Source organism: Billgrantia sp. C5P2 (assembly GCF_051062895.2).
Map to the genome: position 1 here is coordinate 1879928 of NZ_CM128542.1, position 22941 is coordinate 1902868.

20 protein-coding genes are annotated in these 22941 nt (G+C 61.0%); 18 read left to right on the forward strand and 2 right to left on the reverse strand.

The features are described from left to right. Positions 1-219 precede the first annotated feature (219 nt). Positions 220-1788: a flagellin N-terminal helical domain-containing protein gene (locus ACRWQA_RS08730; protein WP_434231316.1), complete on the forward strand. Its 1569-nt coding sequence runs from the start codon at positions 220-222 to the stop codon at positions 1786-1788. A 114-nt stretch (positions 1789-1902) separates the two neighbouring features. Continuing rightward, the gene (locus ACRWQA_RS08735; protein ID WP_434231319.1) at positions 1903-2097 is read left to right on the forward strand and encodes a hypothetical protein; all 195 of its coding nucleotides are present in this window, start codon (positions 1903-1905) and stop codon (positions 2095-2097) included. A gap of 125 nt (positions 2098-2222) precedes the next feature. On the opposite strand, the gene ACRWQA_RS08740 is transcribed toward ACRWQA_RS08735, so the two are convergent. Together ACRWQA_RS08740 and ACRWQA_RS08745 are read right to left on the reverse strand one after the other, a co-directional pair. Next, positions 2223-2726, reverse strand: coding sequence for a hypothetical protein (locus ACRWQA_RS08740; protein WP_434231322.1), 504 nt, complete (start codon positions 2724-2726; stop codon positions 2223-2225). A gap of 186 nt (positions 2727-2912) precedes the next feature. Further along, on the reverse strand, positions 2913-3638 hold the full coding sequence (locus ACRWQA_RS08745) for a putative metalloprotease CJM1_0395 family protein (protein ID WP_446326267.1): 726 nt from the start codon (positions 3636-3638) through the stop codon (positions 2913-2915). A gap of 112 nt (positions 3639-3750) precedes the next feature. Here ACRWQA_RS08745 and ACRWQA_RS08750 point away from each other — a divergent pair, with 112 nt between their 5' ends. The 16 genes from ACRWQA_RS08750 (at position 3751) to ACRWQA_RS08825 (ending at position 22849) form a co-directional block, all read left to right on the forward strand. Next, positions 3751-3981, forward strand: a complete 231-nt coding sequence (locus ACRWQA_RS08750) for a DUF2835 domain-containing protein (protein WP_434231328.1) — start codon at positions 3751-3753, stop codon at positions 3979-3981. 171 nt (positions 3982-4152) lie between these two features. Beyond that, positions 4153-5394, forward strand: a complete 1242-nt coding sequence (locus ACRWQA_RS08755; RefSeq protein WP_434231331.1) for a GGDEF domain-containing protein — start codon at positions 4153-4155, stop codon at positions 5392-5394. 141 nt (positions 5395-5535) lie between these two features. After that, on the forward strand, positions 5536-9570 hold the full coding sequence (locus tag ACRWQA_RS08760) for an EAL domain-containing protein (RefSeq protein ID WP_434231332.1): 4035 nt from the start codon (positions 5536-5538) through the stop codon (positions 9568-9570). 25 nt (positions 9571-9595) lie between these two features. Then, positions 9596-11281, forward strand: coding sequence for an HD domain-containing phosphohydrolase (locus tag ACRWQA_RS08765; RefSeq protein WP_434231334.1), 1686 nt, complete (start codon positions 9596-9598; stop codon positions 11279-11281). Between the two features lie 148 nt (positions 11282-11429). Further along, the gene (fliD, locus tag ACRWQA_RS08770; RefSeq protein ID WP_434231337.1) at positions 11430-12794 is read left to right on the forward strand and encodes a flagellar filament capping protein FliD; all 1365 of its coding nucleotides are present in this window, start codon (positions 11430-11432) and stop codon (positions 12792-12794) included. A 72-nt stretch (positions 12795-12866) separates the two neighbouring features. Beyond that, positions 12867-13286 carry a flagellar export chaperone FliS gene (gene fliS, locus ACRWQA_RS08775; RefSeq protein WP_434231340.1) on the forward strand — a complete coding sequence of 140 codons (420 nt, stop codon included), beginning with the start codon at positions 12867-12869 and terminating at the stop codon, positions 13284-13286. A gap of 1 nt (position 13287) precedes the next feature. Next, complete coding sequence (locus tag ACRWQA_RS08780) at positions 13288-13671, forward strand: flagellar protein FliT (RefSeq protein WP_434231343.1); 384 nt, start codon at positions 13288-13290, stop codon at positions 13669-13671. After that, on the forward strand, positions 13668-14978 hold the full coding sequence (gene fliK, locus ACRWQA_RS08785) for a flagellar hook-length control protein FliK (RefSeq protein WP_434231346.1): 1311 nt from the start codon (positions 13668-13670) through the stop codon (positions 14976-14978). The genes ACRWQA_RS08780 and fliK overlap by 4 nt, the downstream gene beginning before the upstream one ends. After that, positions 14959-15240 carry an EscU/YscU/HrcU family type III secretion system export apparatus switch protein gene (locus ACRWQA_RS08790; protein WP_167110709.1) on the forward strand — a complete coding sequence of 94 codons (282 nt, stop codon included), beginning with the start codon at positions 14959-14961 and terminating at the stop codon, positions 15238-15240. The genes fliK and ACRWQA_RS08790 overlap by 20 nt, the downstream gene beginning before the upstream one ends. 343 nt (positions 15241-15583) lie before the next feature. Next, on the forward strand, positions 15584-15910 hold the full coding sequence (gene flhD / locus ACRWQA_RS08795) for a flagellar transcriptional regulator FlhD (protein ID WP_263580215.1): 327 nt from the start codon (positions 15584-15586) through the stop codon (positions 15908-15910). A gap of 3 nt (positions 15911-15913) precedes the next feature. Then, positions 15914-16489 (forward strand): flagellar transcriptional regulator FlhC, encoded by a 576-nt coding sequence (gene flhC / locus ACRWQA_RS08800; protein ID WP_434231348.1) that lies wholly within the window; start codon positions 15914-15916, stop codon positions 16487-16489. Between the two features lie 191 nt (positions 16490-16680). Then, the gene (gene motA / locus ACRWQA_RS08805; RefSeq protein WP_263580213.1) at positions 16681-17553 is read left to right on the forward strand and encodes a flagellar motor stator protein MotA; all 873 of its coding nucleotides are present in this window, start codon (positions 16681-16683) and stop codon (positions 17551-17553) included. After that, complete coding sequence (motB, locus tag ACRWQA_RS08810; RefSeq protein ID WP_434231352.1) at positions 17550-18497, forward strand: flagellar motor protein MotB; 948 nt, start codon at positions 17550-17552, stop codon at positions 18495-18497. The genes motA and motB overlap by 4 nt, the downstream gene beginning before the upstream one ends. A 57-nt stretch (positions 18498-18554) precedes the next feature. Then, a complete protein-coding gene (locus tag ACRWQA_RS08815) occupies positions 18555-20930 on the forward strand; it encodes a chemotaxis protein CheW (RefSeq protein ID WP_434231355.1) in 2376 nt (791 codons plus the stop codon). 2 nt (positions 20931-20932) lie between these two features. Further along, positions 20933-21427 carry a chemotaxis protein CheW gene (locus tag ACRWQA_RS08820; protein WP_434231358.1) on the forward strand — a complete coding sequence of 165 codons (495 nt, stop codon included), beginning with the start codon at positions 20933-20935 and terminating at the stop codon, positions 21425-21427. An 87-nt stretch (positions 21428-21514) separates the two neighbouring features. Then, a complete protein-coding gene (locus ACRWQA_RS08825; protein WP_434231360.1) occupies positions 21515-22849 on the forward strand; it encodes a methyl-accepting chemotaxis protein in 1335 nt (444 codons plus the stop codon). The last annotated feature ends 92 nt before the right edge of the window (positions 22850-22941 follow it).

Here is a 22941-nt window from a genome sequence, read left to right on the forward strand (position 1 = left end):
AGTGCGCTTTCAGGCCCGTGCACTGGGCGACGCCCGGGCAAAGCCTGTCAACGCCAAATGAAATTTTTTTCACTCTCGCCCTAAAGTCCTGCCGCCAGGTGCCGTTAAACAGGGTAACGGCCAACGGCGCCGTTGAGGTAGGCCCTAGATGCTGGGCCAAGAAACTAAAGGTTCAGTGGGCCCGCCAATGGAGCCCTCAACGAAAAGAAGGAATGACCCATGTCAGTCATCAATACCAACATCACTTCGATGATCGGCCAGTCCAACCTGCAGAAGAGCCAGAACGCTCTGCAGACCTCCATGGAGCGCCTCTCCTCCGGCCTGCGTATCAACAGTGCCAAGGACGACGCCGCCGGTCAGGCTATTGCCAACCGCATGACCGCTCAGATCACCGGTCTGGCTCAGGCCCAGCGTAACGCCAACGACGGTATCTCTGTTGCTCAGACCGCTGAAGGTGCACTGAACCAGATCAACGACAACCTGCAGCGTGTTCGTGAGCTTTCGGTGCAGGCTCAGAACGAAACCAACTCAAAGGACGATCTTCAGTCGATCCAGGACGAAATTGGTCAGCGCTTGAGCGAAATTGATCGTATCTCTAAGGAAACTAGCTTCAACGGTGTTAATGTCCTGGCCTCTGATCGTGCTCTACAGATTCAAGTGGGTGCTAACGATGGTGAGCAGATTAGTGTGAATTTGAAGGAGATCACCTCTGCAACACTGGGGCTGAGTAACTTCAATGTCACTAACAAAACTCTTGATACTGGTAAGCTTTCACAGACTCCGGTCACAGAGACTATTGCTGAGCAACCAGCATCTATTTCCACTACTGCTCTAACATTTGCAGATTCAAATAGTGCTGGTACCTATGAGCTGGTGTATGATTCAGATGATGCGGATACGCTGCTCGTTAAGGATACTGTCTCGGGTAATTACTTTACCGGGACTTATGATTCTACCACCAACACTGTCGGCTTCGATTCAAATGAGAATGCTGGGGCTGGTGTAACGCTTTCCGGCTCTGAAGTCACAGCTACTCATGTAAACGATGGTGACCAAATCGTCGATGTTAATGACATCGGTGGTTATGACGATAGCAATGTTGCTGCCGGTATGGAAGTGTACGGCGGCGTAAGTGCTGGTGGCGGACAGCAGTATTTCGTTTCAACGGATGGTGGCACCACGCTGTTTAGTGCCAGCATTGATTTTGATACCGGCGTAGTGACTTGGGACTCAAGCGAAACACATAACGCGGGGGCTGATGCAGGTACTGATCCTACTGGTATCGACGTAACTGCTACTGCACTTGAAGAAGTGGTTAATTTCGATTCAGGTTCCCCTGCAGTCGCTATCGATACAAGTGGCTTGGAAAGCAGTAAAGTAGGTGCTTCTCCTGAGGTTTTCGCCCATGAAGGCGGTGGCTATGTAGTTAAGGGAGAAGTTGATGGTCAGTCTGTCTACTTCCAGGCTGAAGTCGACACCGCGACTGGTGCGGTTACCCTGGGTGATCAGCTGAATGCCGATCCGCTGGCTTCACTTGACGCGGCCCTGAATCAGGTCGACAGCCTGCGCTCCGAGCTGGGTGCCGTTCAGAACCGCTTCCAGGATGCCATCACCAACCTGAACACCAACGAGACCAACCTGGCTGCCGCCCGCTCGCGCATCCAAGATGCCGACTACGCGGTGGAAGTGGCCAACATGACCCGCGCGCAGATCTTGCAGCAGGCCGGCACTTCCGTACTGGCCCAGGCCAACCAGATCCCGCAGAACGTGCTGTCTCTGCTGGGCTAAGGTTAGCTCCGGTCAAGTTCTCGGGGAGGGCCTCCTTCCCCCTGGACTACCTCGAACCGGCCCCTCGGGGCCGGTTTTTTATGATGCTCTTTATGAACCAGCGCGAGGTGCGTCATGAACGAAGCCGAGTATCAACAGGTCATTGATGAGCTCGATCGCGTGATTCGCGATGCCCGCGATACGATGGATCGCTTCGAGGCTGCCGGTATGGACGAGAAGATGGCGGATGATTACGCCAAGCTCCATGAGATATATACCAAGGCCGTAAGCGAGCAGCGAAGCTATACGTGGAAGATGCTTGATCTCTGATTTTTGGGTGTTTTAGTCCAAATTTACGCAGCAATGTGCAATCGTATAACGCTATGTCCGAAGATCAGACTGCTAAATTTTCCTGCGGTGGGCGCCCGCAAGCGGCCCACCGTGAAAACCAGTAATCAGCGGGTCGGGTTCAGCTCAGTAATTTTCAGGGTCGCCGACTGCATCTGGTTGTTGCCGTGAACGCCCACCCAGATGTTGTACATGCCACTGGGCGGATTCTGGAACATGACTACGGGGTCGAGGCCGTTGAAGTCGTCGTTGCAATACCAGCGGCCGTCAGGGGCGTTGATCACCAGTGTAGTGTCGCTGCCGGATGTGGCGGTGACATAGAGCGGCATGCTGCCGGCTGAGTAGTGCAGGTCGACGTCCGGGGCGCTCGCCATGATGTATCCGGTGCAGTTGGGACCTAGCTTAGCGCTTACTTGATTGGAGCCGCCGGCCTGCAGACTCTGGGTCCAGGGGTCGGGAGTAAAGCCGGCTTGAAGGTGTACGCTGCCGTAGCTGGGTTCGGCGCTCCAGTCCGGTTCCTGGGCAAGTGCGGTGGGAACGGTGGCAGCCATGCTCAAGGCGACGAGCCCGAGCCATGCGTTGTGCATGGCGCTTGTTTGAGTTTTTCTCATGATGTTTCCTGCGTGAACGAGCAAATGCTCGGGCATAGGCACTTCGGTTACGAAACGTAAGCAAGTGCCGGGTGCAAGCGAGAGGGTATGCCGAGTGGGGCTCCATGAGAAGACACTACTGTTAGGAGATAGCTTGCGTTATTTCCACGCAGAGCACGCCACGCAGAACTTGCGGGTCGCGAGCCGTCAGGCCTGGCTACTGAGCCTGGTATTGCCGCCCTGGCTTTGCACCGCGCGGGAAACGATGTCGTATTGGCTTAGCGAAGGTACGGTATTCAGCGTCCTCTGGGTTGCCATGGCTTGACTCGCGCCTTGGTCGTCCGTGGTTTGCTCGGAGCGTGAGCTGGTGTTGGGGGCAGGTCGCTGGCTGGCATGCAGTTCACTGGCCTGGCGGGCGAGATCCAATTGGGCGGTCAGCAGGTACTGGCGCGCCTGGGCAGCAACCTGATGGTCCTTGGGTGAAGGATCGGCAGGCGCCAGGGCGGCGCTGATCACCTGCTGCATCTTGCCGATAGTGGCTCGTGGGTCGCCGGGAACGGGACCGTAGTCGATCGGCACCTGTCCAGCGACGACATAGCGTTCGCCATCCGGCCCCCGCTCGTATTGATAGCTGGCCGCCCCCGTGTAGTGTCCGCCGGCGATCTGGTGTGCCAGTTCGTGTTGGCGCACCTCGCGGTCAGTGGTCTTCATTTGTTCCAACTGACGCAGTTCCTGCTCGGTGAGTGACTCGGCGTTGGGTTTCTGAGGAGCTTCGGCCTGGGCCACTTTGCCCTGAGTTGCCGCTTCGGCCGCTGTTTCCTGGGTATTCGAACTGCCGGCTTCGCCAAGGACGCGTGCCTGCTCATCACGTACCGAGGATTGAACCAGGCCAGGCGGATGGGCGGCAGGACCGATAACGGTGGAAGCGAACATGGTGGCTATCCGTTCGAGAGACTGGATCGGGTAAAGTATTGGTGCATCCATCGTTGATGGCAATTCCGAAGTCAACGCATGCCCTGTCGTACCAGGAGTCAACTGCATAGTCATGCCCAGTATCGATGTCGTCTTGGATCTCTCCGCAGAGGCCTGCCTCGCCCATTACGAGGGTCGAGTCGGGCAGGTAATGGCGTATAGCCTGGATGGCCGGCGCGTGATGTTTCCGGCCGAGGCGCTGCGCCGGGTGGTGGCCCGGGATGGCGTTCATGGCACCTTTCGTCTCTTCTTTACGCCGGAGGGGCGCTTCCAGTCGATAGCCCCCTTGCAACGAGACGTTTGAAATGGCGCTGAAATGGCGCGATGTTCGTCGTATGCCGTACCCGGGAGTCCCGTTACGTTGAGCTTGCTTTGATAGGACGACGAATCGGCACGGTTACCCTTTCGTTCAGGCATTGCGCAGCGTTTCCGTTACCGGCCATTTCGATGTGCGGCCACTCTACAAGGCCAGGCCATGCTCTTCAGCAAGTCGAATGAACCCACCGATTACCAGAATCGCCGCCTGGATGCGCTGGCCGAGCCACCCGAGGTGGGGCATGAACTGTTCGTCGGCTTGAGCGCCCTGCGCGATACCCTGAGCAGCCGACATCATTCGCGCGACTTCGCGTTCGCTCATGCGCGCTATCTGCGCAGCCGTGTACTGGCCCTTGGGCTGATCTTCGCGCTGCTTTCACCGCTGTGGATCGTGGTGGACTCCCTGGTGCTGCCGAGCGAGCTCCTGCGCTACACCCTGGCGGGAAGGGTGGGGCTATTGCTGGGGCTGGTGGGTGTGCTGGCGCTGGCGTACTTCAGCCATGAGCGGATACGTCGTATCCGCTTCAGCGCCGGTATGCTGCTTGCGTTGCCGGCAGGGTTCTATCTCTTCGTTTTGGTCATGTTGCCAGCGGAGCAGGTACGCCACCTGGTGGGATATGGTTTCATTCCCTTCCTGCTGGTGGCGGCGTTGAGCGTCTTTCCCTTCACCTTGTTGGAATCGATCGCGGCCGGTCTGGCCATGCTTGGACTGCTGGCGTACTCGCAGGTGATCGATGGCAGCTGGCTGACCGGTCGCGGCCTGGAAAGCGTCTGGCTGCTCTCCAGTCTGCTGGTCGTTTCCCTGGCGGCCAACCATTTTCAGCTCAGCCTGCTGCTACGGCTCTATCGACAGGCCACGCATGACCCCCTGACGGGGCTCTTCAACCGCGGTGCGCTGGAGGTGCATCTGGAGAAGATCCAGGCCTGGCAGCGCGACACCGAAGGCCAGGACAGCCTTGGCAGCGTGCCCTGTTCGTTGCTGATGATCGATCTCGACCACTTCAAGCGTATCAACGACAGCTACGGCCACTCGGTCGGCGATAGCGTGTTGTGCCAGTTTGCCGAGCTGCTGGTGAGTCAGACGCGTCGGCATGATTGTGTCGCGCGTTATGGCGGAGAGGAGTTCGTCATCATCCTGGTCGGCAGCGGCCAGGCCAGGGCGCTGGAAGTCGCCGAACGCATTCGGTATGCCGTGGAGAAGACCGAATTCAGCGGCCATGCTGACGAGCCCATTCCGGTCACAACCAGCATCGGCGTGACCCGGCTGGAACAGGACGAGCCGGCACAGGAAGCGCTCAAGCGTGCCGACGAAGCGCTCTATCTGGCCAAGCGCGAGGGGCGCAACCAGGTGGTGGCGGCCCTGGCCCCGACGACGCCCGAAGACGCACGAACCCCCCAATAGCGAATCGCCGCGTACCCATAAGACTCCTTCGAGGCAGTCGATCTCAGCGGCGCTTCGAGCCACATGTTCCCTGCCGAGTTCCTCAAGTCCTGCGGCTCGCTGCCGATAAGAAACTCAGAAGAATTAGCGAGCGGGGATCGCATGCCCAACAATTCACAGCAAGTGGCGCTCCATACCTGGCTGGTGCTGGTGCCGGTATTGCTGCTGGTCATGGGTATCGTCAACGGACTTGCCACCTGGCGACTGCCAGTCGAATGGCAGCCGCCAGGAATCAGTCTGCCCATCATGATGCTGGTTGGCGGCGGGCTGTTGGCAACGCTTCTGGGCCGGGTGTCAATGGCGCAGCTCTGTGGGGCGCTGCTGTTGCCGATCGGTCTGTACGCACCGTTGGTGGCATGGTTACCCTCTGAGGTGGCTGAAATCTTTCCGTTTGGGCAGGAACCGCTTACCCCGGCTACCAGCATCGCGGTGCTGATCGCCGCGGCCTGCCTGATGGCAAGCAACCGCTCTGTACGTGCTCGCCTGTTCTGGTGGCTTGGCGGTGTCGCGCTCTTCCTGGTTGGGGGAGTGAGCGTTGCGGCGGGGCTACGACCTGATCTGGTTGTCACTACCCCATGGGGTACCGCCTTCGCCACGCCCTTCACGGCCTTGCCGGCGCTGCTGTGCGGCACCGCCATGATGCTGATGGCGCGCCATCCGACCGTAGCCCCCGCGCTGAATCGCGCGATGATCCTGGCGTTGATTGGTGGCGTGTTTGCCAGCGGCATTGCCTGGTATGCGCTGACCTGGCAACAGTATGACGCCCGGCAGCGGCAAGCCACGGAGCTCTTCTTCACGTTCAAGGTCAGCGCCGAGCGGGTAGTGGACGACAAGCAGCGCGAGATCCAGCGCATGGCGGAGCGCTGGGTGGAATTTGGCGGTTTGCCGCCGCAACGTTACCGGGAGGTGGAAGTCGAGGGCTTCTTCCGCGACATGCCGAGCCTGGTTGCGCTTCACTGGCAGTCTGGGCTGGACGAACGGTTCCGCTGGGGGCAGGAGAGGGATAATTTTCTTTTCTCGGACTGGGTAGAGAAACACGACTGGTTGCTGGATTGGCTGGCAGTAGGCGGCCCCTACCCACGCTGGGTATTGCCGGACGAGGAGCGCCCGGAGCTCGCCCTGGTATCTGTGCCGTTGCCATTGCCCGCGCATGGCAAGTTGATTGCCGTGCTCGATCTCACGCGTCTGTTTCGCGAAGAGGTGAATGCACTGGTCACGCCGCTGCGTCTCTCCTTGCAGCGTGATGTGAACCTGTTGGCGATTAATCACCTGAACGATACCGAGGGTGTGGAGCTGCGTCGGGGGCTGGTGATGCTGCCCGGTGGGGCTGCCATGGAGATGCGCATCCATGATGCTGGGCCGCTGTTGGCCAGCCTGGCGGGACTGATGCCGTTGGGTGTTGCCGTGGGCGGGCTGGTGATGAGCTATCTGCTGGCCTTCAGCCTCGGGATGGCCGGCCTGAGCCGGCGCCGCTCGATGGCCTTGGCGCGCACCCAGCGTCACTTGCGAGCGCAACAGCGCGTGCAGACGTTGATTGCGCGGGATCAGCCCCTGGAGGACACCCTCAAGGCGATCTGCCGGATCGTCGAGGCCCAGGTGCCGGGGGGAATCGCATCCATCATGCTCTGCGACGAAGCCGGCTTGCACCTGGTGCGTCTCTACAGTGTGAGCTTGCCGCAAGCCTATGGCGATGCGATCGAGGGGGTGGCAATAGGCCCCGAGAACGGTGCCTGCGGCCGCGCGGCGTATATTCGCGATTTTGTCATATGCGCCGACATCGCCCACGACCCGCGCTGGAATGGGTACCACGAGTTGGTGGCAAGCCATGGCCTCCGGGCTTGCTGGTCCTATCCGGTGACGAGCAGTAGTGCTCGTGTGCTGGGTACCTTTGCCATCTATTATCGCCAGCCTGGCGAGCCCACGCGAAGCGATCGCCGGCGCGTGATCGAGGCGGCCGAACTGGTATCGCTGGCGGTGGAGCGGGAGCGCAACCGCCAGGCGTTGGTGGAAAACGAACAGCGCTATCGCTCGATGTTCACTTACCATCCCGATGCCGTTTTCTCCCTCGATCTGGAGGGAAATTTCACCACGGCCAATGCCGCCTGCAGTACCGTAACCGGCTATCCACTCGAACAACTGCTCGGCTTGCATTTCTCGAAACTGCTACAGCCGAACGATCGGGAGCGCATCGAGGCGCTCTATCTGAATGCCGACAAGGGCGAGGCGTTCCGTTATACGGCCACCATCCGCCACCGCGAGGAACGCAGCGTCTATCTCGACGTGACCAACCTGCCCATCGTGGTCAATGACCGGGTGATCGGTTTCTACGGTATCGCCAAGGACATGACAGAGCGGCATCGACGCGAGACGGAGCTTCGCATACTGCAACGCAGCGTAGAAGCCAGCATCAACGGCATTGTCATTACCGATGCCCGGCAGCCCGATAACCCCATCATCTACGTCAATGAGGCCTTCGAGCGCATTACCGGCTACGGACGTGACGAGGTGCTAGGGCACAATTGTCGTTTCCTGCAAGGCAGTGAGACCGACGCGGAAGCCATGGCGCAGCTGAGGCAGGCGATTGCCGGGCAGCGTGAGCTCAACGTCACCCTGTGCAACTACCGCAAGGATGGCACGCCGTTCTGGAACAATCTCTACCTGGCACCCGTGAAAGACGACAAGGGCATCGCTACTCATTTCATCGGTATCCAGCACGACATTTCCGAACGCAAGTCCTACGAGGCGAAGCTGTCGTATCATGCCAGCCACGATGCGCTGACGGGCCTGGCCAACCGCTCGCTGTTCGAGGACCACCTGGTGCATGATGTGCTGCTCGCCCAGCGGCACGGCTGCCACCTGGCGGTACTGTTCCTCGACCTGGATGACTTCAAGCCGATCAACGACAGCCTTGGGCACGAAGTGGGCGATCAGGTCTTGATCCAGGCCGCCCAGCGCCTGGGTGAGGAACTGAATCCGGGCGATACACTGGCTCGTTTCGGCAGCGACGAATTCGTCATTCTGCTGCCGGAACTGGAACGCGAGGAAGAGGCTATTCGCCTGGTCGAGCGGCTGCTCGTCTGCGTTCGCCGTCCTTATCGGGTCGGCGAAAACGAGCTCTACATTGGCGCCAGCGTGGGCATTGCCTTCTTGCGAGAGGCGCTGGAGAGCCCCGTCGAGCTGATTCAGCAGGCCGACATGGCGATGTACCGTGCCAAGCAGAAGGGGCGCAACGCCTGGGAGTGCTTCACCAGCGACATCAACGACGAAGTGAATGAGCGCATGGCGCTGCGCAACGACCTCCAGGAGGCGATCGAGGCAGAAAACTTCGAATTGCACTACCAGCCCCTGCTCGGCGCCAGGAGCGGGAATGTGGTCGGCTTCGAGGCGCTGGTGCGCTGGAAGCATCCGGTCAAAGGGTATCTCTCCCCGGCGCTCTTCATTCCGTTGGCCGAGGATACCGGCCAGATCGCGCCGATCAGCGAGTGGGTGCTACGACAGGCGTGCCGCGACATGTGCCGCCTGGCCGCAGAGGGATACGGCCGCTATCGCGTATCGGTCAATCTCTCGCCGCTTCAGTTCCGCCGCGCCAATTTTCTGTGCAACTTGCAGCAGGCGCTACGGGAAACCGGCCTGTCGGCGGATTATCTCGAGCTGGAACTCACCGAAGGTATTCTGATGACCGATACCGCGGCGGCCATCGAGACCCTGCATCGCCTGCGCGACATGGGGGTGGAGGTTTCCATCGACGACTTCGGTACCGGATTCTCGAGCTTGAGCTATTTGAAGCAGTTGCCGATCGGCAAGATCAAGATAGACCGCAGTTTCGTGCGCGATGTCACTACCAACCGCCATGACAGTGCCATCGTCCAGGGCATTATCTCCATGGCGCATCACCTGGGGTTGATAGTGGTGGCCGAGGGTATCGAGGAAGCACCGCAGCGTGACTTCCTGGCGGCTCATGGTTGCGACGTCTTTCAGGGCTTCTTCTTTGCGCGTCCCATGCCGCTCGGGAAATTGCGCGACTACCTGAAGGAGCGGGCCGATGTCGCCGGGCAGCACGGCAACATGCCTGTGCCGGCCGAGAACGAGGCGCTGATGTCGGGCGCCCAGGCGTTACCGGACGATAACCATAAATAACAGTTGAAGGGGCAGGATAGCGAGGATGGCGCAGGTTCAGGATGAGTTTCTTCGAGTGGGAAGCCCGAGCGAGGTCGAGGTGCTGCTGGAGCGGTTGATTCAGCCGGGCGGCGCTTCGCTGATGCTAGATAGGCCCGACAGTACACCCATGCCGGTGGTAATGATGGAGCAGGCACCGGCGCAGTCGCTGCTGCTCGACATCACCGCCGTGCGGGAGATCGTCGGCGAGCTGAAGCGCGGTATCGGTTTTCGCCTGCTGGGCCAAGTGCAAGGCAAGATGATTCGCACACCGGTACTGAAGTCGCTGCAGGTCGATACGGCGGGCGGAAGGGTGCAATGCCAGTGCGAATACCCGCATTACCTCGAGGAGCTGCAGCGGCGCGAGGCCTTCCGTGCCCGCTTGCGCCTGGGCATGGAGGTGGGTGCCATCGTGCGCGGCACCGAGGGCGAGACTGCTGTGCAGGGGGATCTCAAGGATCTGTCCCAGCAGGGCTGTCAATTGGAGTTGCCTTCCTCCGCTGCCACGCTGCTTGCCGAGGCCGTCGTGGTCGAGGTCGAATTCTGCTTTCCCAACGATACGCGCTTCACGGTTCAGGCGGTACCACGTCACACGGTTGCGGATAGCGACCGCCAGGCCCTGAAGGTGGGGTTTCAGTTCGAGAACTGTACCGCCGAGCAGGAACGCAAGCTGTGGTTCTTCGTTCGCGAGATCGAGCGTGAGTCGTCGCGCTACGGCGACGATGCCGATGTCGGCCGCTTGCCGTCGATGCTGTTCCAGAGCCACTCGGCTGGCGCTGTTGCCCCAGTCGGCCGGCGCAACCTTCAGGCTTATCCCACGCCGATGGCGCGCCGGCTGGCGCGGGTGGCAGGTTACCTCGATGCTCAATTGCTCGAGTTGCAGCAGGGCGACGAGGTCGACTCCGTTCAGCTGTCACGCCATGCCGACATGTTGCTCCAACTGGCCGAGGAGGACATCGAGGCGTTGCTCTTCGCCACTCGCTGCCTGGGGCAGGAGCCGCTGCTGGTCCGTCATGGGCTGGGCGTCGCCGTGCACCTGCTGGCGCTGGCCGGTAGCGGTTCGGTGCCGCGGGATGTACGCAAGGCATTGGCTGCCAGCGCCATGGTGCATGACCTTGGCAAGGGGCTCCTTCCTCCCGGCTTGCTGGCGACCGAGTCGCTGGGTCCCGAGGGGCGCGAGCGTCTCAGGGAGCACGTGGCATTGCTGCAGCAGCGCCTGGGTAGTTGCCAGTGGCTGGCCGTGGAGGTCATGAATTCGGTCGTGTCCGGTATCAATGAGCGGCTCGATGGGAGCGGCTATCCGACCGGGGCAACGAGCGATGGCCTGACCGAGCTGGCACGCATGAGTGCGGTGGTGGACGCGGTGGATGCCATGCGGCGCGATCGCCCCGATCGACCCGCCTGGCGCATCGATGCGGCGTACCGACACCTGCTCAAGTCGCCCCACCAGTTCGACCCACGCTGGGTGAAGCGTTACCTGGAGCGTTTCGGGCTGCGCCCGGTGGGGTCGCTGGTGCGCTTTTCCAGTGGCGCTCTGGCTTGGATCCAACGGCTCGATCAACAGGGCAAGCCCTTCCAGGTGCAGTTGACCCAGGAGGTCGTTCCTCCCGGCGAAGGGTTGGGCGAGGTGCTGCGCGGGGATGTCACGGCGCGCCTGGGCGAGATGGTCGAGGAGGTTCCCGTCTCGACATGAGGTGCCGGACTCAGGGGCAGCGGGGCTGGCGCATCTAAAGTTGACGCACTTTGAGCCGATAGTACGAAATAACCCCATGGTCGCGGGCTTTTCACCGGAATCGTTGGCGCGAAGCCTGCCACAATAGCTGCATGAAAAAGGAAGCGTCATGGCTACGATAAGCTCGCTGGGCATTGGTTCCGGGCTGGACCTCAACAGTCTGCTCGATCAGCTCAACGCGGCCGAGCGCAAGAAGCTCGCACCCATCAAGCTGCAGCAGCAGGGCCATCAGGCCAAGATTTCAGCCTATGGCAAGCTGCAGAGCGCTCTGACCAAGCTGCAGGAAGCGGCTGCGAAGCTCAACGACCCGAAATTCTTTCAGAGCGTTTCGAGCAATGTGACCGGCAGTGGCGTCAAGGCTGCGGCCAAGTCCGATGCGCCGCCAGGAAGGTATTCGGTGAACGTTACCGGACTTGCTACTGCTCAAAGCATTGCGGCGAGCGGCGTGGAGAGCAGGACCGCTCAATTGGGCGGCGGGAGTGTCAACCTGACGCTCGGCACCGGCGAGCCGATCGACATTGCCATCGACTCAGCCAAGAGTACGCTCGAAGATATCCGCAAGGCGATCAACGACAGCAAGTCGGGGGTCACAGCGACTATCGTCAACGATGGCTCTGGTAATCCCCACCGCCTGGTGATTACCTCCAACAAGACCGGAACCGAAGCGGCGGTCACGGCCTCATTTTCGGGGGGGCTGGAGGCGCGTCTGGGCGCCACTCCCGAGACAGTGGTCACGGCGAAAAACGCTTCGCTCACCGTTAATGGCATCGCCATCACCAGCCAGACCAATCAGGTGGAAGGAGCGATCCAGGGCGTAACCCTCGATCTTGAAGAGGAAACTGCTGAAGGCGGAAGCAACATCGTCGTGGTTGAGCGCAACACACTGGCCATTCGCGAGGCGGTGAGTGGATTTGTCAAGGCTTACAATGACCTACGTAGTACTAACAGCGAACTGACTCGCTTCAACTCCGATACTGGCGTGGCTGGCGAGCTGCTGGGCGATAGCACTCTGCGTACCGTCGAGTCGCGCCTGCGCGGCGTGCTCAGTGGGGGTGTCGGCGGAGGCGATTTCCGCATGCTGTCGGATATCGGCATCACCCTGCAACGTGATGGCACCCTCAAGCTCGATGAAGAGAAGATGAGCGGGATTGTGGCCAACGAGCCCCAGGCTTTGGCTGCGTTTTTTGCCGGTGAGAACAAAGCGGGCGGCCTGGCCGGCAGGTTGGGCGAGACGCTTGATCAGGTCCTGCGCGATCGTGGTCTGCTGGACAATGCCAAACGCGGTCTGGAGTCGAGGATCACCAGCCTGAAGGATCGCCACGAGCGAATGGAGCGCAGCATCGAGCAGACTATTCAGCGCTACCGGACTCAGTTCGGCCAGCTCGATGCCATGGTGGCCAACATGAACCAGATGAGCGACTACCTGTTCCAGCAGTTCGATATGATGAATGCCCAGCTTGGGCGCAAGAAATAAGGGCGCATGCGCACGGCCAAGCCGACAGCGTGATGCTGCAGTAACCAAGTCATGAACTAGGGGAGTTTCGCCATGACTGTCATGCGAGGAGCAGCCGCTTACGGCCGTGGCGCCGGAGCCTATGCGAGGGTTGGTGTGGAGAGCGGCGTGATGTCGGCCAATCCGCATCAGTTGATCGTGATGCTGTTCGACGGTGCACAAGGCGCCATTCGTGCGGCACGTATTCACATGCAGGCCGGCAACATCGCGGAAAAGGGTAAGGCCATCTCCAAGGCGCTCGATATCGTCAACAACGGTCTCATGGCGGCACTGGACATCGAAAAGGGTGGCGAGATTGCCGAGCGCTTGGGTTCGCTGTACGACTACATCGGAAGGCTGCTGTTGGCTGCCAACCTGCACAGCGACCAGGAGAGCCTCGACCAGGCCGAAAAACTGCTGGACGACATTGCCTCGGCATGGCGAGAAATAGGCGGCACAGGAGGACAAGGCTGATATGGCCATGTCGACCACTCGTGCCGTTCTGGACGGCTATGCCCGGCTCAGGCAACAGGTTGCCATCATGCTCGAGCTGGCTCGGGCCGGCGAGTGGGACGCGCTCATCGAACGGCAGTCCGGCTATCTGCAGCTTGCCGATCATCTCAGGCAGCTCGACAAGGAAGCCGTACTCGACGAGGACGGCAGGGAGTGCAAGGCCGCACTGCTGGAAGCCATTCTTGCCGATGATCTGGAAATTCGCGAGAAACTGATGGCGCGACGCAATGAGCTCGGTCAACTCATGGATAGCAGCCGGCGCCAGCGAGACTTGCATCGCAGTTATGGCAAACAGGCGGCATCCGTGGTCGATGCTTCCGACAAGTTTGGCCCGGGGACGTCGTGAGTGGCATCACGCCACTGCTCGATACGCTGCTTCACCAGGTGTTGGGCAAGCGTGTGGATACGGCTCCGGCGCGTGATCTGACCGAGCCGGTTCGGCCGGTCGACCCAGGCGAGGGGCCGCGGGCACTGCACAGCGACTCGCGCCTGGAGGGGCGCCGTCCGGGCATGGCGCCGTTGCAGGGTACCGGTATGCCAGCCCAGCGTGGCGATGCCTTGGCGCCGCGCAGCGATCCTGCCCAGCCTCCCGCTTCCTCTCAGACCCATTTCAGCCCCTCGGCACGTACCATCGCCGACCTGCTGGTACGTTTTCCTGCCCCGCCATCGGTGCTGAGCACGAGTTCACCGCTGATGGCGGCGGGTGAGGCACCGAATGCCACGACCCTGGCCGACCGATTGCAAACCGGTGTGCGCGACAGCGGATTGTTCTACGAATCGCATCTCTCGCGCTGGTATCGCGGCGAGATGAGCCGCCAGCAGTTGGAAGGCGAGCCGCAGATGCTGCGTACGCTGCGCTTCACTCCGGCTCCTGTAACGCCGGGGAGTGCTCCTGCGACAGCGCCGAACGTTGCCACAGCACCACCAGCGCCTGGTGCGCATCCATTGCCGCAAACGGGGCAGGCCCCGCCGGCTCCGCCCGTGCCCGGACAGGCGTTGCCGGGGCAGGCGGCTTCGGCCGCCAATACCTATATCGCCACCGAAGCGTTGTATCCCGCGGCGGCACGTGGCGAGAGGGCCGGAAGCGAGATGCCGGCCCCGGCCTCGGGCCAGTTGCGCGATACGGTAGCGGCGGGTGCGCTGCGTGGCGAAGGACCGGAACAGGCTGGGCGCGAGGCCACCGATCAGCTTGCACGAGCGCGCTCCGTTGGGGGAGAGCCGGTGCACGATAGCCTCCAGGGGCTGGTGCGGCATCAGCTCGAGATGCTGGTGACGCCGATTTTACGCTGGGAAGGGGATGTCTGGTCCGGCATCTTCATGGCGCTGATGATCCAGCTTCCGGCCGGCGCTCGGCATGAGCAAGAGGGCGCGACACAGGAGGAACAGGATTCGCAGCAAGAGGCCTGGCACTCCGAACTCCAGCTCACCGTGCCAAGCTTGGGTGAGATTCGGGTGGCGATGTGGCTGCAGGAAAAGCACGTGCGCCTGCAACTGCTGGCCAGGGATGACGCTACCCTGCACACCCTTGAGAGGGGCGTGCCACAGTTGGAGCAGCGACTGCGGGATGCTGGGCTGTCGACGGTACTGATCGATGCGCGCCCTTGGGACACGGATAGTGAGAGAGGGGGGGCGGATGACGGAATCGAAGCCTGAGCGGCGACGGCAGGCGGTGGCATTGGCCTATCGTGATGGCGACGATGCCCCGCGGGTGCTGGCAAAGGGCTACGGCGACATGGCTGAGCGAATTCTGGCCGAGGCCAAGCGGCAGGGGATCTACGTGCATGATGCCCCTGAGCTGGTATCGCTGCTGATGGGGCTGGATCTGGATGAGCGGATCCCTCCGATGCTGTATCAGGTGATCGCCGAACTGCTCGTATGGGTGTATGAGATTGCCGAAGCGCAAGAGCTTCGTTGAAAAAGCAGGGGTTTGTTTTGTAAATTTTTGTAAAGCAATGCGCAATGTGTGAGTTTTGTCAAGATATGTATGTGTATTTTTTTATGTTCGCACACAATGCGTTAACAAAATAGTCGGAAAGGCTTAGCTGACTCACCTTTTAGTCTGAGTAGGTCTTGCGTTGAGAGAGGTTGGCAGGTATCAAAACAGTGGTCACAATGCATGTGTGTGAGATATGTCCTTAATCAGGTGCTGCCTGGTCGACTCGTTGCGTTACACGACGTATCTCTAGGCCGTGATCCTGAATAAGTGCGTTACAAAAAAACAAAGGACACGCGAATCAATAGCGTGCAGGGAAACTGAAATGACGAACACGAATCACCTGGATGAAATCCAGGAGCTGAATCTTGCCTATCTGTTGCTGGCGCAACGTCTGCTCAACGACGATCGCGCGGCGGCCATGTTTCGCCTCAAGATCGATGACGAAACCGCCGATCTGCTCGTGTCGCTCGGCGCCGCCCAACTGACCCGCCTGGCGCGTACCAATCAACTGCTCTGCCACTTCGGTTTCGATGGCGCCGAGCAGCTGCGTCAAGTGATCGATAACCCCCGTGACAATGGATTGTCGCAGTTCCACGCCTCGCTGCTGATGGCAGGCCGTGGAACCGTATCCATGTCGCGGGGGGTGTGAGCGATGTCACAGAAAAGCCTCGTCGAGGAGATGCAGCAGGTTCAGCTTGCCATCGAGCTGATCGAACTGGGGGCGCGCCTCCAGGTGCTGGAAACCGAGACCGACCTGAGTCGTGCCCGCCTGATTCGCCTTTTCAAGGAAGTGCGTGGCATGTCTCCGCCCAAGGGGATGCTGCCTTTCTCCACCGACTGGTTCATTACCTGGCTGCCGAACGTTCACGCTTCGCTGTTCTATAACGTCTATCGCAGCCTGGTCGTGGGGCAGAAGTGCGAGCGGATGCAGGCGTTCGTCACGGCCTACCGGCTTTACAACGAACAGGTCAGCATTGATCAGGCCGAACCGGTGCTGGGCCTGACCCGCGCCTGGACCCTGGTCAGGTTCTTCGAGAGTGACCTGTTGCAGTTGTCTACCTGTACCCACTGTAGTGGTCACTTCGTCGCCCATGCGCACACGCCGGACCATGACTACGTCTGCGGAATCTGCATGCCGCCCTCGCGTGCCGGCAAGACCCGCAAGCGCCGTGAACGTGAAGCGGAGGAGGCCGTCAGCCGTGAGGTCTCGCTCAAGCGAGTCGGTTGACCTCCAGCGCTTTCACTCCATCATGCCTGCTTAGCAAGACGCCGCCTTCGGGCGGCGTCTTGTCGTATGGGCGAAGCTGCTGGTGCACTTGCGAGAGGACACTCTCTTTTTGGCTGCCAGGCCTCAAGTGTGGCCACGCTTGGCCGATATGCAGTGATAACGACGGCTTACACCAATAAAGGGTATCGGTTGTGCTGATTCTTCTGGGTTACCTCGTAGTCATGTTGTGCGTCTTCGGCGGCTTTGTGCTGGCCGGCGGCTTCCTTGGACCGCTCTATCAGCCGACCGAGCTGCTGATGATCGGTGGGGCCGGGGTCGGTGCCTTCATCGCCGCCAACAATGGCAAGGCGATCAAGGCGACCTTCAAGATCATCCCCAAGCTGCGGCGGACCAAGAAGTACAACAAGGAGTTGTACATGGAGCTGTTGGCGGTGCAGTTCAAGCTGCTGAGCAAGGTTCGCCGCGAAGGCATGCTCGGCATCGAGCGTGACATCGACAGCCCCCAGGAGAGCGCGCTGTTCCAGGAGCACCCCAAGGTGCTGGCCGATCCGATGATCATGAACTTCCTGACCGATTACCTGCGCCTGATGGTGGCCGGCGGCATGGATCCCATGGAGATCGACGAGTTGATGCTCCACGAGATCGAGACCTTCGAACAGGAGGCGCACATCCCGGCGGATGCCATTGCCAAGGTGGGCGATGCCATGCCTGCCTTCGGTATTGTCGCGGCCGTCATGGGAGTGGTGAAAGCGTTGACCTATGCCGATGCCGGCCCCGAGCAGATGGGGCAGATGATTGCTCACGCCCTGGTCGGTACTTTCCTCGGCATCCTGATGGGTTACGGCTTCATCAACCCGGTGGCCAGCAGCATCGAGCGCCAGATCAAGGAAGCGGAGAAAATGTTCCAGTGCATCCGCATCACCCTATTGGCGAGCCTGCATGGCTATGCGCCGCAGTTGGCAGTCGAGTTTGGCCGCAAGGCCCTGCATACCGCCGAACGCCCCGGGTTTACCGAACTCGAGACCTACGTGCGTAACGCCAAGTCGGGTGCGGCAGCAGAATGAGCGCAGGCGGCGACAAGCGCCCGATCATCATTCGGCGCAAGAAGGTAGTCCACGCTCACCATGGTGGAAGCTGGAAGATCGCCCTGGCCGACTTCATGACGGCCCTGATGGCGCTGTTCCTGGTGATGTGGATTCTCTCGGTGTCGAGCGAGGAGCAGCGCGAGGGTGTAGCGGAATACTTCAGCGCGCCGCTGGCCAGTGCCATCACAGGGGGAGATCGTGCCGGTAGCACCAAGGTCATTCCCGGTGGCGGCCCCGACCCGGCTCACAGCGAAGGGGAGCGGGCCAGAATCGACACACGGGAGTTCTCGCGCCCGAGCGAGCAACAGCGTCGCTTCTTCATGGATCTGCAGCGGCGTATCGAGACAGTGATCGAAGCCGACCCCGAGTTGCGTGAACTGCGCCAGCAGATGCGCTTCGATCTCACGCCCGAGGGGCTGCGTATCCAACTGCTCGATACCGAGCAGCGGCCGATGTTCGCCATCGGCAGTGACCGCGTCGAGCCCTACATGCGCAATCTGCTACGGACTATCGCGCCACTGCTCAACGACCTGCCCAATGACCTGAGCATCGGCGGTCACACCGACAGTCGTCCCTATGCAGGTGGATATCGGGGCTACAGCAACTGGGAGTTGTCCAACGACCGGGCCAATGCCTCTCGCCGCGAGCTGGTTGCAGGTGGATTCGATTCGGACAAGCTGCTGCGGGTATCCGGCTTCGCCGATCGCGTGCTGCTGCCCGATACCGATCCGTTCGATGCGGACAACCGTCGGATCGAGCTGCTGGTGCTGCTGCCGGAGGTGGCGGAATACATCCGTCGACCGAACATCCTGAACGGTCCGGGCGTGCCGAGCCCGATGAGTACGCGCTCCGATAGCGAAGTCGATCTGGCACCCGTGCAACAGTTTACAGAAGGCCTGCGCCGTGCTCTCAATCCCGAATAGGGAACAGAGAGTCACAGGCGCCAGACAAAACCAATTTGACACCAGGTGGTGAAGCGCATGGATATCACAGATTTCTATGACACTTTCTTCGAAGAAGCCGAAGAGCTGCTGGCCGACATGGAGCGCTACCTCCTGGAGCTCGACGTCGACGAGCCGGATACCGAGCAGCTCAACGCCATCTTTCGTGCGGCCCATTCGATCAAGGGCGGTGCCGGCACGTTCGGCTTCGACGTGCTCCAGCGAACCACGCACCTGTTCGAGAACCTTCTCGACCATACCCGCAAGGGCGAGCTCAAGCTGCGTCGGGATATCGTCGATATCTTTCTGGAAACCAAGGATATGCTCAGTGATCAGCTAAACGCCTATCGCAACAGCGACGAGCCCGATCAGGAGGCCTTCGAGCGCATCTGCGAGACGTTGCAGCGGCTGGCGCTGGAAGAGATCGGCCAGGATCTGGATGGCGGTGCCGCGGCGACACCGCCACCGAAGGCCGAGCCTGTTGCCGAGGCAGTCCCTGACAACCTGCCTGAAGCGGTTAACCCTGCCGGTGGCGAGCAGCGTATCGTGACGCTGCTGAACGTGGGTGAGAAGGATCGTCAGTTGCTCGTTGAGGAACTGGGTCAGTTGGGAGAGGTGGTCTCACACCAGGGCGACGAGCAGCGCTACGAAGTTGTGCTCGTCTCCAGCGATAGCGACGACGATATTGAAGCCGTGATGTGCTTCATCATTGATGGCGATCAGTTTCAGATCAAGCCTGCCGCCTCCGGTCAGCCCGAGGTGGCAGCCGACACTCCTCTCGTCGCCGGTGAAGGGGAGCGAGTCGTCACACTATTGAACGTGGGGGAAAAGGATCGTCAGCTTCTCGTCGAGGAGCTGGGTCAACTGGGCGAGGTGGTTTCACAGCAGGGTGACGAAGCCCGCTATGAGGTTGTACTGGCCTCCTCAGTCAGCAATGACGATATCGAGGCGGTGATGGGCTTCATTATCGATGCCGATCAGTTGCAGATCAGCTCCGCCGGTGCCGCCATTGAAACGGCAACTGTGGAAAAAACAGCCGTGATGCCGGCATCGACGGATACCGTCAAGGTGGCCGACACGCCCAAGCCTGCCGATAAGTCAGTAGGTCGGTCGACCCCGAAAGCGACCAACGATGACGCTTCGAAGCCTGCACGCGGCAAGGCCAAGACAAAAGGGCCCGAAAGCTCTTCCATTCGTGTATCCGTCGACAAGGTCGACCAGATCATCAACCTGGTGGGCGAGCTGATCATTACCCAGTCGATGCTCGACCAGACCGTCAGCGAAATTGACGGAGTCGCCGACAGTGCGCTGCTCAATGGCATGAGTCTGTTGCAGCGCAATGCTCGGGACCTGCAGGAATCGGTGATGTCGATCCGCATGATCCCGATGGATTTCGTCTTCAGCCGCTTCCCTCGGGTAGTGCGCGAGACCGCCGGAAAGCTGGGCAAGGAGATCGAGCTTACCACCGAAGGTGAATCCACCGAGCTCGACAAGAGCCTGACCGAGCGCATCATCGACCCGCTGACGCACCTGGTGCGCAACAGCCTCGACCACGGCATCGAGCCGCCCGACGTGCGTGAGGCGGCCGGCAAGCCCCGCACCGGCAAGCTGGTGCTGTCGGCCAAGCACCAGGGTGGCAACATCATCATTGAGGTGATCGATGATGGCGCCGGCCTCAACCGCGACAGGCTGCTGGCCAAGGCGCGCGAGAACGGCCTGCCCGTTTCCGACTCCATGAGCGACGACGAGGTGTGGCAGCTCATCTTCGCCCCTGGCTTCTCTACGGCGAAGGAAGTGACCGACGTCTCGGGTCGCGGTGTCGGCATGGACGTGGTCAAGCGCAATATCCAGGGCATGGGCGGTCACGTGTTGATCATGTCCAGGCCAGGCGAAGGCACCACCATTCGCATCGTGCTGCCGCTGACGTTGGCGATTCTCGACGGCATGTCGATCAAGGTCGGCGACGAGATGTTCATCCTGCCGCTGTCCGCCGTACTCGAGTCGCTGCAGCCGGCCAAGGAGGATCTGTACGCCATGGCCGGTGACGACGTGGTGCTCAAGGTCCGCGACGAGTACCTGCCGGTCGTGGCGGTGCACGAGGCGCTGGACGTACCGAACGCCAAGACCAAGCTCACCGAAACCATCGCCGTGATCGTGCAGGGCGAAGGGCGTCGCTATGCCCTGCTGGTGGACGACCTGGTCGGCCAGCAGCAGGTGGTGGTAAAGAATCTGGAAACGAACTACCGCAAGGTGCCGGGAGTCTCGGCCGCGACCATCCTCGGTGATGGCAGCGTGGCGCTGATCCTCGATATCACCGGCTTGCATCGCCTCAGCCGTGCCAAGAAGGAAAAGCGCCGACCCGAGCGCGAACTGCAATCACTCGAAGCTCTTACCGACAAAGCGCTGGAGACCTGATCATGAACCAGATGAAAGATGCAACATTGGCCGCAGCCGAAGCTCATAACCGTGAATTCCTGGTGTTCTCGCTGGGCGACGAGGAGTATGCCGTCGACATCCTCAAGGTGCAGGAGATCCGTGGCTACGAGAACGTCACGCGAATCGCCAACGCGCCGGACTTCATCAAGGGCGTGACCAACCTGCGCGGAGTGATCGTGCCCATCGTCGATCTGCGCATCAAGTTCCATCTCGACAAGGTGGAATACGGCGGCCAGACGGTGGTCATCGTGGTCAATGTCGAGGACAGGGTCGTCGGCATCGTCGTCGACGGCGTGTCCGACGTGATGACTCTCTCGCCCGATCAGATCAAGCCGGCTCCTGAGTTCGGCGTGACCCTGTCGTCGGACTTCCTTAGCGGGCTGGGTAGTCTCGAGGACCGCATGCTGGTGATCGTCGATATCGACAAACTGTTGACCAGCGACGAGATGGAACTGGTCGAACGCGTGGCCGAGTGAAACGAGGCTGAACTAAAGTTCGCCTCGCCCTTGCCGATGTCCGTAGGGAAGGCGGCCTTTCCGTACGCCGCTCATTAAGGGGATGACGTGAAGTATCTCGACAACCTGACAGTCCGGGCCAGCTGGTTTCTGGTGCTGCTGTTCTTCGGCGCGATGCTCGTCGTGCTGAGCTTCCTGGGTCTCTATGCGCTGCAGCAAGGCAGTACCGCCGTTGCCGCCATGGCGCCGCATGCGGGGGAGTCGGGCGCGGCCTATCAGGCCTCGTTCGCCGCCACGGCCGACCTGATGCGCCTGGCGATCGTCGTCGTGCTGGCAGGATCGGCAGCGGTCATGGGCATCGTGGTATGGGGTATCAGCGTCAATGTGCTGCGGCCGCTCGCCCGCCTGGTCGGGTACTTCGAGGGCTTGGCGCAGGGCAATCTCTCCCAGCCGGTGGAGAGTCGCGGCAACAACGAGATTGGGCGCCTCTTCATCTCGCTGAAGCACATGCAGGACGGACTCTCCGAAACCGTCGGGACGGTGCGCAGCAGCAGCGAGGGCATCTATGTCGGTGCCCAGGACATCGCCGAGGGCAATGGCGAGCTGTCGTCCCGCACCGAGCAGCAGGCCGCCTCGCTGGCCGAGACCGCTTCCAGCATGGAGGAACTGGCCTCCACCGTGGAGCAGAATGCCGACAATGCGCGTCAGGCCAGTCAACTGGCCGCCGAGGCATCCCGCACCGCCGCCCAGGGGGGCGAGGTGGTCGGCGAAGTCGTCTCGACCATGCATGACATCAGCGAAAGCTCGCACAAGATGTCCGACATCATCAGCGTCATCGACACCATCGCCTTCCAGACCAACATCCTGGCGTTGAACGCCTCGGTCGAAGCGGCACGTGCCGGCGAGCACGGGCGTGGCTTCGCCGTGGTGGCCCAGGAGGTACGCAACCTGGCGGGACGCAGCGCCTCGGCCGCGGGTGAGATCCGGGTACTGATCAAGGCCTCGCTCGAGAAGGTGGACGTCGGTACCGCCCGAGTGGACCAGGCCGGCCAGACCATGGGCGAGATCGTGGCAGCCGTCCAGCGGGTCAGCGACATCATGGACGAGATCGCCTCGGCCTCGCTGGAGCAGAGCAACGGTATCGGCCAGGTCAACCAGGCCGTGACCCAGATGGACCAGGTGACCCAGCAGAACGCGGCGCTGGTGCAGCAGGCCGCCACGGCGGCGACCCAGCTCGAGGCCGAAGCCGCTCGCCTGCGCGAGGCCGTGCTGCGCTTCCGGCTGGCCGGGCAACAGGACGAGCCGGCCCCGGCGTCTCGCAAGAGCCAGGCAGGCGTGGCCAGGCAACTGTCACAGCAGGATCCCCTGCCCGCCAAGCGTCATCAGAACGTGAAGCATCGCCAGGGCGAGCAGTCGCAAGAAGAAGAGTGGGCTTCATTCTAGGGTCCCAGCACCGTTTGAATCGAGGGACCCATTGTCATGCAGGGACGGCGTCATGCCAGCTCCGTTCCGCCTCTGATCGAGCCGAGTCGGCA

Bases quoted from the DNA above. Each gene is read 5' to 3' on its own strand.
- motB (WP_434231352.1), top strand. From the start codon at position 17,550: ATGAGCGCAGGCGGCGACAAGCGCCCGATCATCATTCGGCGCAAGAAG.
- fliD (WP_434231337.1), top strand. From the start codon at position 11,430: ATGGCTACGATAAGCTCGCTGGGCATTGGTTCCGGGCTGGACCTCAAC.
- fliS (WP_434231340.1), top strand. From the start codon at position 12,867: ATGACTGTCATGCGAGGAGCAGCCGCTTACGGCCGTGGCGCCGGAGCC.
- flhD (WP_263580215.1), top strand. From the start codon at position 15,584: ATGACGAACACGAATCACCTGGATGAAATCCAGGAGCTGAATCTTGCC.
- ACRWQA_RS08765 (WP_434231334.1), top strand. From the start codon at position 9,596: ATGGCGCAGGTTCAGGATGAGTTTCTTCGAGTGGGAAGCCCGAGCGAG.
- ACRWQA_RS08755 (WP_434231331.1), top strand. From the start codon at position 4,153: ATGCTCTTCAGCAAGTCGAATGAACCCACCGATTACCAGAATCGCCGC.
- ACRWQA_RS08780 (WP_434231343.1), top strand. From the start codon at position 13,288: ATGGCCATGTCGACCACTCGTGCCGTTCTGGACGGCTATGCCCGGCTC.
- flhC (WP_434231348.1), top strand. From the start codon at position 15,914: ATGTCACAGAAAAGCCTCGTCGAGGAGATGCAGCAGGTTCAGCTTGCC.
- ACRWQA_RS08815 (WP_434231355.1), top strand. From the start codon at position 18,555: ATGGATATCACAGATTTCTATGACACTTTCTTCGAAGAAGCCGAAGAG.
- ACRWQA_RS08730 (WP_434231316.1), top strand. From the start codon at position 220: ATGTCAGTCATCAATACCAACATCACTTCGATGATCGGCCAGTCCAAC.
- ACRWQA_RS08740 (WP_434231322.1), bottom strand. From the start codon at position 2,726: ATGAGAAAAACTCAAACAAGCGCCATGCACAACGCATGGCTCGGGCTC.
- ACRWQA_RS08735 (WP_434231319.1), top strand. From the start codon at position 1,903: ATGAACGAAGCCGAGTATCAACAGGTCATTGATGAGCTCGATCGCGTG.
- ACRWQA_RS08750 (WP_434231328.1), top strand. From the start codon at position 3,751: ATGCCCAGTATCGATGTCGTCTTGGATCTCTCCGCAGAGGCCTGCCTC.
- ACRWQA_RS08820 (WP_434231358.1), top strand. From the start codon at position 20,933: ATGAACCAGATGAAAGATGCAACATTGGCCGCAGCCGAAGCTCATAAC.
- ACRWQA_RS08745 (WP_446326267.1), bottom strand. From the start codon at position 3,638: ATGTTCGCTTCCACCGTTATCGGTCCTGCCGCCCATCCGCCTGGCCTG.
- ACRWQA_RS08790 (WP_167110709.1), top strand. From the start codon at position 14,959: ATGACGGAATCGAAGCCTGAGCGGCGACGGCAGGCGGTGGCATTGGCC.
- ACRWQA_RS08760 (WP_434231332.1), top strand. From the start codon at position 5,536: ATGCCCAACAATTCACAGCAAGTGGCGCTCCATACCTGGCTGGTGCTG.